This window comes from Amycolatopsis sp. NPDC059027, from assembly GCF_042739735.1.
Classification (GTDB): Bacteria; Actinomycetota; Actinomycetes; order Mycobacteriales; family Pseudonocardiaceae; genus Amycolatopsis.
The window spans coordinates 9,404-22,252 of sequence record NZ_JBHYIK010000044.1; the positions used below are offsets into that span (position 1 = coordinate 9,404).

Annotated in this window: 12 protein-coding genes and 2 riboswitches; of the genes, 4 read left to right on the forward strand and 8 right to left on the reverse strand. The window is 69.2% G+C overall.

Annotated features, from left to right (window positions below):
• Positions 1–108: 108 nt before the first annotated feature.
• Complete coding sequence (locus tag ACFWY9_RS27775) at positions 109–2,274, reverse strand: glycoside hydrolase family 15 protein (protein WP_378340268.1); 2,166 nt, start codon at positions 2,272–2,274, stop codon at positions 109–111.
• A 104-nt stretch (positions 2,275–2,378) separates the two neighbouring features.
• Entirely contained in the window at positions 2,379–2,954 is a 576-nt protein-coding gene (locus tag ACFWY9_RS27780) for a Uma2 family endonuclease (RefSeq protein WP_378340287.1), read from the reverse strand.
• 146 nt (positions 2,955–3,100) lie between these two features.
• Positions 3,101–3,230: riboswitch (TPP riboswitch) on the forward strand.
• On the opposite strand from ACFWY9_RS27780, the gene thiC reads away from it, so the two are divergent.
• Together thiC and thiD (ACFWY9_RS27790) are read left to right on the forward strand one after the other, a co-directional pair.
• Entirely contained in the window at positions 3,224–4,867 is a 1,644-nt protein-coding gene (gene thiC / locus ACFWY9_RS27785) for a phosphomethylpyrimidine synthase ThiC (RefSeq protein WP_378328821.1), read from the forward strand. It overlaps the preceding riboswitch by 7 nt.
• Positions 4,864–5,682: a bifunctional hydroxymethylpyrimidine kinase/phosphomethylpyrimidine kinase gene (gene thiD, locus ACFWY9_RS27790; protein WP_378340269.1), complete on the forward strand. Its 819-nt coding sequence runs from the start codon at positions 4,864–4,866 to the stop codon at positions 5,680–5,682. The genes thiC and thiD (ACFWY9_RS27790) overlap by 4 nt, the downstream gene beginning before the upstream one ends.
• A 16-nt stretch (positions 5,683–5,698) precedes the next feature.
• Here the strand turns inward: thiD (ACFWY9_RS27790) and ACFWY9_RS27795 are convergent, their stop codons facing one another.
• Together ACFWY9_RS27795 and ACFWY9_RS27800 are read right to left on the reverse strand one after the other, a co-directional pair.
• Positions 5,699–7,219, reverse strand: a complete 1,521-nt coding sequence (locus ACFWY9_RS27795) for an alkaline phosphatase family protein (protein WP_378328823.1) — start codon at positions 7,217–7,219, stop codon at positions 5,699–5,701.
• 135 nt (positions 7,220–7,354) lie between these two features.
• Positions 7,355–8,374: a phosphatidylinositol-specific phospholipase C domain-containing protein gene (locus ACFWY9_RS27800; RefSeq protein ID WP_378328824.1), complete on the reverse strand. Its 1,020-nt coding sequence runs from the start codon at positions 8,372–8,374 to the stop codon at positions 7,355–7,357.
• A 109-nt stretch (positions 8,375–8,483) separates the two neighbouring features.
• On the opposite strand from ACFWY9_RS27800, the gene thiD (ACFWY9_RS27805) reads away from it, so the two are divergent.
• Positions 8,484–9,317, forward strand: coding sequence for a bifunctional hydroxymethylpyrimidine kinase/phosphomethylpyrimidine kinase (thiD, locus tag ACFWY9_RS27805; RefSeq protein ID WP_378328825.1), 834 nt, complete (start codon positions 8,484–8,486; stop codon positions 9,315–9,317).
• Between the two features lie 44 nt (positions 9,318–9,361).
• Here the strand turns inward: thiD (ACFWY9_RS27805) and ACFWY9_RS27810 are convergent, their stop codons facing one another.
• From ACFWY9_RS27810 to thiO, 4 genes are all read right to left on the reverse strand, one after another.
• Positions 9,362–9,790, reverse strand: coding sequence for a MarR family winged helix-turn-helix transcriptional regulator (locus ACFWY9_RS27810; RefSeq protein WP_378328826.1), 429 nt, complete (start codon positions 9,788–9,790; stop codon positions 9,362–9,364).
• Positions 9,791–9,871: 81 nt separating this feature from the next.
• Positions 9,872–10,645: a thiazole synthase gene (locus ACFWY9_RS27815; protein ID WP_378328827.1), complete on the reverse strand. Its 774-nt coding sequence runs from the start codon at positions 10,643–10,645 to the stop codon at positions 9,872–9,874.
• A 4-nt stretch (positions 10,646–10,649) separates the two neighbouring features.
• The gene (gene thiS, locus ACFWY9_RS27820) at positions 10,650–10,850 is read right to left on the reverse strand and encodes a sulfur carrier protein ThiS (protein ID WP_378328894.1); all 201 of its coding nucleotides are present in this window, start codon (positions 10,848–10,850) and stop codon (positions 10,650–10,652) included.
• Complete coding sequence (gene thiO, locus ACFWY9_RS27825) at positions 10,850–11,926, reverse strand: glycine oxidase ThiO (protein ID WP_378328828.1); 1,077 nt, start codon at positions 11,924–11,926, stop codon at positions 10,850–10,852. Before thiO ends, thiS begins: the two co-directional genes overlap by 1 nt.
• A riboswitch (TPP riboswitch) is annotated at positions 11,920–12,028 on the reverse strand. It overlaps the preceding gene by 7 nt.
• A gap of 30 nt (positions 12,029–12,058) precedes the next feature.
• Between thiO and thiE the strand changes: the two genes are divergently transcribed.
• Positions 12,059–12,736 (forward strand): thiamine phosphate synthase, encoded by a 678-nt coding sequence (gene thiE / locus ACFWY9_RS27830; RefSeq protein ID WP_378328829.1) that lies wholly within the window; start codon positions 12,059–12,061, stop codon positions 12,734–12,736.
• Positions 12,737–12,849 lie beyond the last annotated feature (113 nt).

Genomic DNA, 12,849 nt, shown 5'->3' on the forward strand with positions numbered 1-12,849 from the left:
CCGGGGGCGGGGTGCCCCACCCCCGCTTGCGGGCCGAATAAGCGCGCGCAACGGAGCGTTCGCGACATCAGGCGAACGGAGGCAAGTCCGAGGGACGCCCTGGGCGCATCAGCAGCCCAGGAAGTGGCAGCGGACGACGGTGGGTTGTTCGATGACGGAGCCGGCGCGGACGGCCTGGGCGAGGCGGATGTACTGGGCGTGTGTCCAGGCCAAGGGCGTCGCCGACGTCGTCGGGGTTCCGGCCGGGAAGCCGGTCTGCCCCGAAGGCGCGTTCTCGTCCCAGACCTGCTCCGGCATGGTGCCCGACGAACTGCTCACTCGCCCGAGGTCCCGTAGCCGCCGCGCCGCCGACGCCGGGTCGCCGTTCGCAAGGTCGTACTCGCCGCGCTCACCGGCGAGCAGCGGCCACAACCGGCCGTAGGTCGTCCGGCTCTCCGCCGGGAAGGTGTAGTCCCACGGCGAGCCGTCCGGCCTCTCGCCGTAGCCGTCCTTCGTGTAGCGGTGCCAGAACTGTCCGGTCGGCGTCGTGAACGCGATGTCGGCGTCGGTCACCTTGACGCTGTTGCGGATCACCGGATCGTCGGCGCGGTAGATGCCGAGCCGGACGAGGTCGAGGAATCCCGCGTCGGTGACCGCGCGCTGGTCCGTGGTGACGCTCGAGTTGCCGAGGTTGTAGCGCGTGCCCGCGTTCGCGTTGCCGTCCTTGGTCAGCCGGACGAAGTACGGGTCCTTCGACAGCGGACCGTTCGTGGTCACCGTCCACCGCGCCAGGTTCGCCTTGAAGGCGTCGGCCGCCGCGAGGTACCGCTGCGCGTCGGCCGCGGCGCCGTTGTGCTTCGCCAGATCCGCCGCGCAGACGAGGCCCGCGATGACCGCGGCGATGGTCGAGGGCGAGTAGCCGTCCTGTTCCTCCCACCGCTCCTGCTGCGAGTACGGCGAGGCGAGCCCATTGGATCCCTTGTAGGACAACAGGAATTCCGCCGCCTTGCGGACACCCTGCCAGGTTTTCCCGTCCGTACGGCCAAGTTGCTGGGCGAGCACGATCGGGAACGCGGTCTCATCGAGCTGGATCGAAGGCCAGTACGGCTTTCCGTCGACGTTGCTGTTCTGCGGCAGATGCCCGTCCGGCAGCTGCTGCGTACCGAACATGTAGTCCACCGAACGGTTCGCGGCATCGCGGTCGCCGGCGGCGAGCAGGCCGGTCGCGATCTGGTAGAGGTCGCGCGGCCACACGAGGTGGTAGGTGCCCGACGGCGACCACTCCGGATCGTTGTTGCCGAAGCGCCAAGGCATGCTGGGCGAAGCGATGAACGCGCCAGGGTGGTGTTTGTCCTCGCTCGCGGCCAGCGTGAGCACCGACGCCTGATAGAGGTCACGTTCGCTCCGCGTCCGCAGCGACGACGGCGTGTCCTCGACCCGGCGGAGGTAATCGCGCCAGCCCTGGTCATAGGCGCGGGCAGTGTCACGCCAGCCGCGCCGTTGCGACGCGCGGGCGTTGTCCAGCGCTACCGAAGCCTTGTCGCCCATCCCGAGGGAGAGCGTGACGTGCCGCGCGCGGACGCCGTCGGCCGCGGTCTGCCCGGTGAGCACGACATTGCCCTTCGCGGCGGTGGCGTACTCCGCCAAGCGGAACGTCTTCGCGAGCTGTGTGGCGCCGTCGGACACTCCCGCGTAGCCGACGCTCGTATGCGTGAACGCCGGAGCCGCCGTGAGCGCGGCCGCGTTGCTCGCGTCGTGCGCAGTCAGTTCCGCACCCGAAGCGGCGGCGGTGTCGTCGGCGCCGTTGTTGGTCAGGTCGGGATCGGCGACCGCGTAGAGCTGGTACGGCTGCCCGGTCAAGGACGTGAAGTCGACGTCGACCAGCACGGTCGGCCGTGCCGGATCGGTCACGTACGTCTTGCGCAGGGTCCAGCGGTGCTGGTCGTCGGTGATGGTCTGCTCGTAGGTCAGGCCGTCGAGACGCCGGACCCGCTGTGCACGCGCCGAAGAGTCGGTCACCGCGAAGCTCCGGCCGTCGGTGACGACGAACTCCAGCGAGCGAACGCTCGGCGTGGACAAATCGGGGTAGTACACCTCGGACATCCGGCCGCCCTGCAACGTGAACCACACGTCGCTCGCCTTGTCACGCGCGGTGCCGAAGCCCGTCTTGTTCGCCGGAAGCCAGCTCGGATGCGAGCCGGGCGCGCCCGGCGCCTCGCCGGACGCCGCCGCCACGGCCGGGACCAGGCTCGTGACCAGCAACGCGGCCAGCGCCGGAAGCAGGATTCTGCGCATAAGTGACCCCCAGGTCAGGGTTCTGCACCGTTACAGAACACCTGGAGATTCTGGCCGTAAAGCCTCCCCCGCGCATGGCCCGATCCGGTGAACCGGCCACCTGCCTAGTCGAACTCCTTGGTGTCGAGCACCAGCCCGACGGGCTCGGGAATGGTGATCTTCCCGCCGAACGGCACACCATCCGTATGGCGGTAGTGCCCATCGACCGGCTTCGAAAACAGAGTGACCCACGGGCCCTCATCAGCGAACCGATCGATCAGCAGGTAGAGCGGAATACCCGCGACCGCGTACGCACGCAGCTTCTCCACCCGATCCGTACGCGCGTTGTTCTTCGAGACGATCTCCACTGCCAGCTTGGCCTCTTCGGCCGGTACCGGTTCACTGTCCGCACCCGCGGACACGACCCCCCGCGGTACCACGACGAGATCAGGCTCGTAGATCCGGCACAAGCCCGGGACGGAGACGCCAAGGGTCTGCAGCACGGCCCATTCCCTCGGCACCGCCGTTTTCACCGCCGGATGCAGCACATCCGCGATGAGGTTGTGCCCCCTGCCGGGCGGCGGTGTCATGACTACGATTCCCCCCTCGATGATCTCGGCGCGCCATCCCTCCGGCACGTCGAGCTCCCGCCAGGTGCGCAATAACGCATCCCAGCCCTGTCCCACAGCAGCGGCGCTCATCGATTCCACCTCCCTCCGCTCTGTCCTGCCCAGGATACCGCCGGAAACCGACAAGATCGGCGTTCCGGCACGAACGGTCCGTTCGTGCTATCACAGCCCCCAGGGTTGAGTACTCGGGCTCGGCGTGGCATGGTCGGGGCACAACCTTGAAAAACCGCGGGAGCTCGCGCCATGGCGGGCTGAGAGGGCGGCTGGTGTCGATCTGGACACCCGGTGCCGCCGACCGCATGAACCTGACCGGGTAATGCCGGCGTAGGGAGTGAACGTCGTTGACGACGCTGGAGAACAACGCCGCCATCACGCCGACCGTGACCACGGGTCCGATCACCGGCTCGCGGAAGGTGTACCACCAGACGGAATCCGGGCTCCGGGTTCCCGCACGGCGGATCGATCTCTCGAACGGGGAACACTTCGACGTGTACGACACGTCGGGCCCGTACACCGATCCGGACGCGAACATTGACGTCCACAGTGGACTTCACCGGCTGCGGGCGGGCTGGGCCGACGGGCGCGAGCACAACACGCAACTCGGCTGGGCCAAGGCCGGGGTGATCACGCGCGAGATGGAGTACATCGCCGCGCGTGAGCGCTGCTCTCCCGAATTCGTGCGGGACGAGGTCGCGCGCGGACGCGCGGTGATCCCGGTCAACCGCAGGCACCCGGAGAGCGAGCCGATGATCATCGGCAAGAACTTCCTGGTGAAGATCAACGCCAACATGGGAAACTCGGCCGTCTGGTCCTCTGTGGAGGAAGAGGTCGACAAGATGGTGTGGGCCACCCGCTGGGGCGCCGACACGATCATGGACCTGTCCACCGGGAAGCGCATCCACGAGACCCGCGAATGGATCCTGCGCAACTCGCCGGTCCCGGTCGGTACCGTGCCGATCTACCAGGCGCTGGAAAAGGTCAACGGCGAGCCGGAAAAGCTCTCGTGGGAGATCTACCGCGAGACGATCATCGAGCAGTGCGAGCAGGGCGTCGACTACATGACGGTGCACGCCGGCGTGCTGCTGCGCTACATCCCGCTGACCGCGCGCCGGGTCACCGGCATCGTGAGCCGCGGCGGGTCGATCATGGCCGCGTGGTGTCTCGCGCACCACCAGGAATCCTTCCTGTACACGCATTTCTCCGAGCTGTGCGAGATCCTGCGCGAGTACGACGTCACCTTCTCCCTCGGTGACGGCCTGCGCCCCGGTTCGATCGCCGACGCGAACGACCGCGCGCAGTTCGCCGAGCTGGAAACGCTGGGCGAGCTGACGCACATCGCGCGTGAGCACGACGTCCAGGTGATGATCGAAGGCCCCGGCCACGTGCCGATGCACAAGATCAAGGAGAACGTCGAGCTGGAGGAGAAGCTCACCGGCGAGGCGCCGTTCTACACGCTCGGCCCGCTCGCGACCGACATCGCGCCCGCCTACGACCACATCACCTCCGCGATCGGCGCGGCGCAGATCGGCTGGTACGGCACGGCGATGCTGTGCTACGTCACACCGAAGGAACACCTTGGCCTGCCCAACCGCGACGACGTCAAGACCGGCGTGATCACCTACAAGATCGCCGCGCACGCCGCGGATCTGGCCAAGGGCCACCAGTACGCGCAGGAGTGGGACGACGAGCTTTCCAAGGCCCGCTTCGAGTTCCGCTGGAACGACCAGTTCAACCTCTCGCTGGACCCGGACACCGCGCGCGCGTTCCACGACGAGACACTGCCCGCGGAACCGGCGAAGACGGCGCACTTCTGCTCGATGTGCGGCCCGAAGTTCTGCTCGATGCGGATCACCCAGGACGTGCGCAAGTACGCCGAGGAACACGGACTGTCCACTGTGGAGGCCATCGAGGCCGGAATGGCGGAGAAGTCCGCCGAGTTCGCCGACCACGGCGGCAAGGTCTACCTGCCCGTGGTCGGTCAGTGACGACCGCACCGAGGACCGCTCTCACCATCGCCGGATCCGACTCCGGCGGTGGTGCGGGCATCCAGGCCGATCTGCGCACGTTCTTCGCGAACGGCGTGCACGGAATGGTCGCACTGACCGCCGTCACCGTGCAGAACTCCTTGGGCGTGCAGGGTTTCAGCGAGATCCCGGCCGATGTCGTCACCGCGCAGATCAAGGCGGTGGCCACGGACATGGGCGTGAACGCGGCCAAGACCGGGATGCTCGCGACCGCCGAGATCATCCAGGCGGTGGCGAAAACCCTCGACGAGGTCCACATCGGACGATCGGCGGACGTCCCGTTCGTCGTCGATCCGGTGGCCGCCTCGATGACCGGGCACGCCCTGCTGCGCGAGGAAGCGCTGGAGGCCATCCGGACCGAGTTGTTCCCGCGCGCCACGCTGATCACGCCGAATCTCGACGAGGTCCGGCTGCTCACCGGCGTCACGGTGTCCGACGCGGCGTCACAGCGGGCGGCGGTGGAAGCGTTGCTGGAGTTCGGTTCGACCTGGGTGCTCGTCAAGGGCGGGCACATGCACGACGCGGCGGACTGCGTCGACCTGCTCTCCGACGGCACGGAGTTCATCTCGCTGTCCGGACCGCGCTACGACACGGAAAACACGCACGGCGGTGGGGACACCCTCGCCTCGGCGATCACGTCGTCCCTGGCGAAGGGCGCGGACGTACCGACCGCGGTGGCCGAGGGCAAGCGGTTCATCGAGCGCTGCGTCGCCGAGTCGTATCCGCTGGGCGCCGGAGTCGGCCCCGTCTCCCCCTTCTGGCGCCTGGCTCCCTAATACCCGCCGAGGGGCGCTAACGGGTGGTGATGTGCGGGGCGTCGACGGCCCAGTACCAGGTGTTGCCCGCGGCGTAGAGACGCCAGGTGACCCGCATCGAGCGCGCACCGGCCGGGACCGCGACCGACGCGGACGTCGGCGCCGCCAGGATGTCGCCGCCCTTGTTCGCGGTGCCGGACTCCGGGCCGTAGGCGAGCACGGACTGCTCGGCGCCGCCGTCGAAGGACACCGTCAGCGCGCCGCGCTGCGTGCCGTCCTGGCGGTAGTGCGACACGAAACCGATGTCCGCCCGCCCCTTGCCGGTCACGTCGATCACCGGGGAGACCAGCGAAGAATCGAACGTACCCTTCGACGACGGCGAGCCCTTGTCGTCCCACTCGTCGGGGTCGGCGACGGCGAAGACACCGCGGGCCCGCACGTTCGCCTCACGCTGCTGGCCTGGCGCCGTCCGGGTCCAGAAGTCGTCGGTCGTGAAGGCCCAGCCCTGCCATTCCGTTGTCCCCGAAGGCATTCCGGACGCGTTCCGCACGGTCCAGCCACCCGGGCCTTCGTGAGTCCAGCCCAGAACCCCGGACGGGACAACGGTTTCGTCCTGACGCGGCTTCAGCACCGCGCTGTCGAACGCATCCGGCGGCACCGCGCCCAGCGGGTAGCCGTCGTATCCCACGGGCGCGGCGATCCCCAGATGACGCAGCACGGTCGGCGCGATGTCGACGATCTTCGGCTGCACGGCAGGAGTTCCCGGCGGGACAGCCCCGCCCGCGGCGATCACGAACGTCATGCGTTCCTCCGGGCTGTCGCCGCCGTGGCCGCCCGCCGCGGTGTGACCGTGGTCGGTGCTGATCATGACGAGCCAGTCCTCGTTCGCCCGTCCGGCCCGTGCGTCGATCGCCGCGAGCAGGCGGCCGATCAGCGCGTCGTCGGTGCGCAGCGAGGCGGAGTATTCGGGCGAGTCGGCACCGTGCGCGTGGCCTGCTTCGTCCGTCTGTCCGAAGTAGACGAATGAGGCGTCGGCCTTGTCCTGCTTGAGATGTTTCTCGGCGTCGACGGCCACCTGCTCGTCGGTCTTGACATACCCGGCGGTGTCGCCGTCGAGCACGAACTTGCGGTCCTGCCCGGTACGCAGGATCTGGTCGCCGATCGGCTTCCAGTCCACCGCCGCATACGTGTCGAGTGCCGGGTTCGCGGTTTCGGCCCGCGCCAGCCAGCTCGGATTGGCGGCCAGGTTGTTGCCACTGAAGGAGTTGTCCTTGACCTTGTGCTTGTCCGGCCACACTCCGGTGAGGATCGTGGACCAGCCCGGACCGCTCGAAGTCTGCGCCATCCCGCTGCCGTAAAGCGCGCTTCGTGAGGCGTAGCCGCGCTGCACGAGCGCGTGGACATTGGGGGTGTCGGCGGCGAGAAGCTTGTCGAACCGAGCCCCGTCGAGGCCGATCACCAGGGCTTTCGGCGTTTTGGCCACCTGGGCCACGGCGACCCCGGAAGTCAGCCCGGCGACCGCCACCACGGCCGCGGCCAGGCAGAGCGTTCTGCGCATGAACCCTCCAGATAACTTGTTCGAACCAATTATCGAGAGGGTAAGGGCCTCACCTGTCCACTGTGTGAACGCGCCGTGAAGGCCTCCTTCACAGGGCTGAGCGCTGTGAAGGAGGCCTTCACGGACCACCAATGCTCAGCCGCGCGGGAGGACTTGCGGGAGCACGGTGGTCAGGCCGGTCCAGTCGGCGGTGACCACGGACGCGTGCTGCTTCGCCAGTTCCGCCACGCGCCGGTTCGCCTGGTCGACGGTCGGGGCGTGCCCGTCGATCGCGGGCTCGACGTTCTGCGCGTCGGTCATCACGAGGTAGTAGTGGTTGGCGTCGTACCAGGCGGGCCCGGTCTGCGTGACCCACGCCTTCGCGTCGCCGTCGAAGACGACGAACCACGGCCGCAGCCCGGTGTCCGAGTATTTCGTACGCGGGTCACCCGGCGCAGCGCCGTGCACGGCCGGGAAGATGTTCGCCTCGCCGATTCGGCCGGCCCCGGCGAGCGAACGCAGGTAGCGCGCGTACTCGACGTCGGCCTTGAGCGTGTCGGTCGGATTCCCCTCCTCGACGGTGCCCGGGATGATCTCGGTGATCACCTTGCCCCGCAAGGCATCCAGCGAAGGCCAGTTGTCCGCCCGAGACGCTTCGTCCAAAGTGGAGTAACGGCCGAGCAGGTCCGCCGGGCGGAACACCGCCGGGCCGAGGTGGGCACGGAAGGTGGCGTCGAGCTCGTCGGGGCCGAGGCCGTGGTTGTCCGAGAACCCGGTCTTCATCTCCAGTTTGAGGGTGATCGGCGAGTGCCCCGGATGCGCGGCGAGCCAGAGCCGGATGTCGTCGAGGCAGTACTCCAGGTTCTTGTTCCGCCCACCGGAGTACAGCTGGTCGGCCGAGGACGCCGCGACGCAGTTGTTGTCGTTCCCCAGCGGGTTCGAGTGACTGACCTTCCACTCGTGCGTGACGATGTCCGGCCAGACGTCCAGTTCGATCAGGGACGTCCCGGCGTCCAGCGAGCGCGCGAGGTAGTCGTACGCGCCAGTCTCGTAGGTGTTGTGTACGCCGACGGTCGTCACGTGGGAGACCTTCGGGCTGTCCGCGTCCGCCGTCGCCCCGGCGAGGGCCCCGGCCATTACGAGAGCCACCGCGAGGACTGCTGAGGAGACCTTCATCCACACTCCTTCGACCGAATGTGCAATAGCTTTCACTTTCAGCCGCCGTGATGGACTACTGGTGAAGGATGATTGACCAAATGGCTCAGACCGGAAGTCGGGAAGAAACATGAGCGAGAACCCGAGCCCGCCCTCGGCGCTGACGATCGCGGGCTCCGACTCGGGCGGCGCCGCCGGCCTGCAGGCGGACCTGCGGACGTTCCTCACCTGCGGAGTGCACGGCCTGGTCGCCGTCACCGCGGTGACCGTGCAGAACACGCTCGGCGTGCACGACCGGGCCGATCTGCCGCCGCACATCGTCGCCGGGCAGATCGAGGCCGTCGCTGCCGACATGGGTGTCGGCGCGGCGAAGACCGGGATGCTCGCCTCGGCCGAGATCATCCACGCCGTCGCGGCGGCGTGTGACAGGGCCGACATCGGGCGCGACCGCAAGGTCCCGTTCGTCGTCGACCCGGTGGCCGCGTCCATGCACGGCCACCCGCTGTTCGACGACGCCGGGCTGATCGCGCTGCGCGACGAACTGCTGCCGCGCGCCACCGTGCTCACGCCGAACCTCGACGAGGTCCGCCTGCTCACCGGCATGACCGTGACCGATCGCGAGCAGATGCACCAGGCCGCGATCGTGCTGCACCGGCTCGGGCCGAAGTACGTGCTGGTGAAGAGCGGGCATCTGGTGTCCGACCCGGAATGCGTCGACGTGCTGTTCGACGGCTCGACGTTCGTCGAACTCCCGGGCAGGCGCTACGCGACCCCGCACACCCACGGCGCCGGGGACACCATGGCGTCCGCGCTCACGGCCGGGCTGGCGCGCGGGATGTCCGTTGTGGAGGCGGCGCGGTACGGCAAGTGGTTCGTGTCCAACGCCGTCGAGCACGCCTACCCGATGGGCGCGAAGGTCGGTCCCGTCTCGGCCTTCTGGCGGCTGGCTCCCGAGGAGCACTGAAGGGGACTTTCCTCGCATGGCATGCGAGGAAAGTCCCCTTCAGCTCATTCGTCGGCGATGAGAGCCTCCAGGACGGGCAGAGCGGCGGCGAGCGCCTCGCGATGCTCGTCCGACAGGCGATCGAGTCTCCGGTTCAGCTCCTGCACCCGCGTCGACCGGACGCCGGAGACCAGCCGCTCACCCTCCTCTGTGGCCTTCGCCAGCCACGCCCGCCGGTCCACCGGGTCCGACTCGCGGCTGACGTAGCCGGACTCGACGAGCGAAGCCACGATCCGGGACATGGTCGCGGCGGCGACGCCCTCCTTGGCCGCCAGGTCCCCGAGGCGCATCTGGCCGAGGTGCACCAGCGTGGCGAGCGCCGAGATGGCGCCGTGCCCGGGACCGGGCACTCCCGCCTGCCGTAAAGACCGGGACAGCCTGCCCACGGCGAGGTACAACCTGCCCGAGACGTCCTGGACCGATGTGGTGGTCACCGCTGGCTCCTTCTGCCCGCTGGAAAAGTGCCGTCAACCTTACGGCGCCCGGGACTCTTTCCGCGTGAAGGTACCGAGGATTCACCGAGGTGGACTCGAAGCATGCGCCCAAAAGCGCTGCGGGACACGTCCAGCTCCCCGAGCGAGCCGGCCCGCGAGCACCGCCGAACGCATGGCGGAGGCCATTTTTTCCGGATCCGCCGCGCGTGTCACGGCGGTGGAGAGCAGAACCGCGTCACAACCGAGTTCCATCGCGAGTGTCGCGTCCGAAGCGGTACCGATTCCGGCGTCGAGGATGACCGGAACCGACGCTCGGGACACGATCAGCTCGATATTGTGCGGATTCCGGATTCCCAGGCCGGTTCCGATCGGCGCGCCCAGCGGCATGACGGCGGCGCAGCCCGCCTCTTCCAAGCGCAGCGCGAGCACCGGATCGTCGTTCGTGTACACCAGAACGGTGAATCCGTCGGCGGCGAGTTGTTCGGCGGCGTCGAGAGTTTCCAGCGGATCGGGCAATAACGTCCGATCATCCGCATGGACTTCAAGCTTGATCAGATCGGTATCCAACGCCTCGCGCGCCAATCGTGCGGTGAGGACCGCTTCGGCCGCTGTACGACAACCCGCGGTGTTGGGCAGCAATGCGATTCCGAGCCTGCGCAGCAATTCGAGGACTCCGGAGCCGCCCTCGGCGTCGGCGCGTCGCATCGCGACCGTCGTCAGTTCGGTTCCCGACGCGACGAGCGCACGCTCCAGCACGGCCAGGTTCGCCGCGCCGCCGGTGCCGATGATCAGCCGGGAGGACAGTTTGTACTCGCCGATGACCAGCTGGTCGCCGTCGTTGACGGTGTCGGTCATTTTCTCAACCTCCTTGGACCGCGGTCAGCACGTCGACGCTGGCACCCTTGGGCACCACGGCGTCCGGCCAGTCGCCCCGGCGGACGACCTCGCCGTTCAGCGCCACCGCCACCCCCTGCCGGGCGGTGCCCAGCGCGTCGAGGACCTGGGCCACGGTCGCCCCGTCGGGGAATTCACGCCAGTGGCCGTTGACCTGGATCTCCATCACACTCGTTCCCTTTCCCGCAGTCGCGCGGGCGAGGCCGCGACGACCTCGTCCGGCGGCGCCTCACCGGCCAGCCAGGCGACCACGGCGTCCGCGGTCACCGGGGCCATCAGCAGGCCGTTGCGGTGATGCCCGGTCGCGGCGAAGACGCCGTCGCCGAGTTCACCCACGAACGGCAGCGCGTCGACACTTCCGGCCCGCAGCCCGGCCGCGGTCTCGACCAGCTCGTACTCGGCGATCGCCGGGAACACGCGCTCGGCGCCTTCCAACAGCTCGCGTACGCCGCGCGCGGTCACGCTCTCGTCGAATCCGGCCTCGTACTGGGTCGCGCCGAGCACGAGTTCGCCGTCCGCACGGGGCACGAGGTAGATCGGGCGGCCCTCGACCAGTGCGCGGACGGTGTTGACCGGCGGCGGCAGGCAGCCGCGACGGGGCCGCAGCCGCAGGATCTCGCCCTTGAGCGGGCGGACGGCGTCGGCCAGCAGCGGATGCAGCCGTCCCGTCCACGCGCCCGCGGCGAGCACCACGGCGTCCGCGCGGACGTCGTCGAGCGTGTCCACCCGGTCGCTGTGGAACACCACCCCGCGCCGACGGCAGGCGTGTTCGAGTGCCAGCAGCAGCTTTCGGTTGTCCACGGCCAGGTCGCCGGGCACCAGGAGTCCACTTCGGACGGACCCGATGCCGGGTTCGGCACGGCGGGCCGCGCGGCCGGTGAGGAGTTCGGCGTCGCGGCCGAGGGACCGCAGGAACCCGGCCAGGATGTCCAGCTGCCCGGCGTCGGCGCTGTCCAGCGCGACGACGAGCGTGCCGTGCCCGGCAAGGCCGGGATCGACGCCCTCGGCGGCCAGCTCGCCGGCGAAGCCCGGCCATCGGCGCAGCGACGCCTCGCCAAGGCGGAGGACGTCCTCCTCGCCCGGCCAGGCCTCGGTGACCGGAGCCAGCATGCCACCCGCCACCCAGGACGCGCCGCGCCCGGGATCGGGGTCGTACAGGGTGACCCGGTGCCCCTCGACGGCGGCACGCCAAGCCGTGGCGAGGCCGATCACGCCGCCGCCGATGATGGTCAATGCATTCATGCGATCACGCTCCCTGCGCCGGCATGACCCGGATCAGGTTCCACGGTCGGAGCGGTGACGGCTCCCTCTCAGCCCGTGCCTCGGGCTCCCGTGCGGACCACCCCACCGTAGCGCGCGGGTAACGTCCCCGCCATGCCCCACCTCACTGGCGACAAGATCCGTGCCCGCCTCGCCGAGGCCCGGCTGTACCTGTGTACCGACGCGCGCACGGCGCGTGGCGATCTCGCCGAGTTCGTGGACGCCGCGCTCGCCGGCGGTGTCGACATCGTCCAGCTGCGCGACAAGACGGGGGGCGCACCGCTCGAGGCCAAACAGGAGATCAGTGCTCTCGAAATCCTCGCGGACGCCTGCTCTCGACACGGAGCACTGCTCTCGGTCAACGACCGGGCCGACGTCGCTCTCGCCGTCGGCGCCGACGTCCTGCACCTCGGCCAGGACGACATCCCGGTGTCACTGGCCCGCCGGATCCTCGGCGACGACGTCGTGATCGGCCGGTCGACGCATTCGCCGGAGCAGGCCGCCGCGGCGGCCGAGGAGCCCGGCGTGGACTACTTCTGCACCGGACCGTGCTGGCCGACGCCGACGAAGCCGGGCCGGGACGCCCCCGGCCTCGGCCTGATCCGCTCCACCGCCGCCTCCGGCACCTCCAGGCCGTGGTTCGCGATCGGCGGCATCGACCTCGACCGGCTGCCCGAGGTGCTCGACGCGGGTGCCTCCCGCATCGTCGTCGTCCGGGCGATCACCGAGGCCGAGGACCCGGCCGCCGCCGCACGGGCACTGCGCTCCGCACTCGAACCCAGCGCGGGCTGAAGGGGACTTTCCTCTCACCGGACGCACTGAAGGGGACTTTCCTCGCATGAACCGCGAGGCAAAACCCCCGAAGCAACACCGGGACCAAAACGACGGGGAAGGCCCGCCCCCGC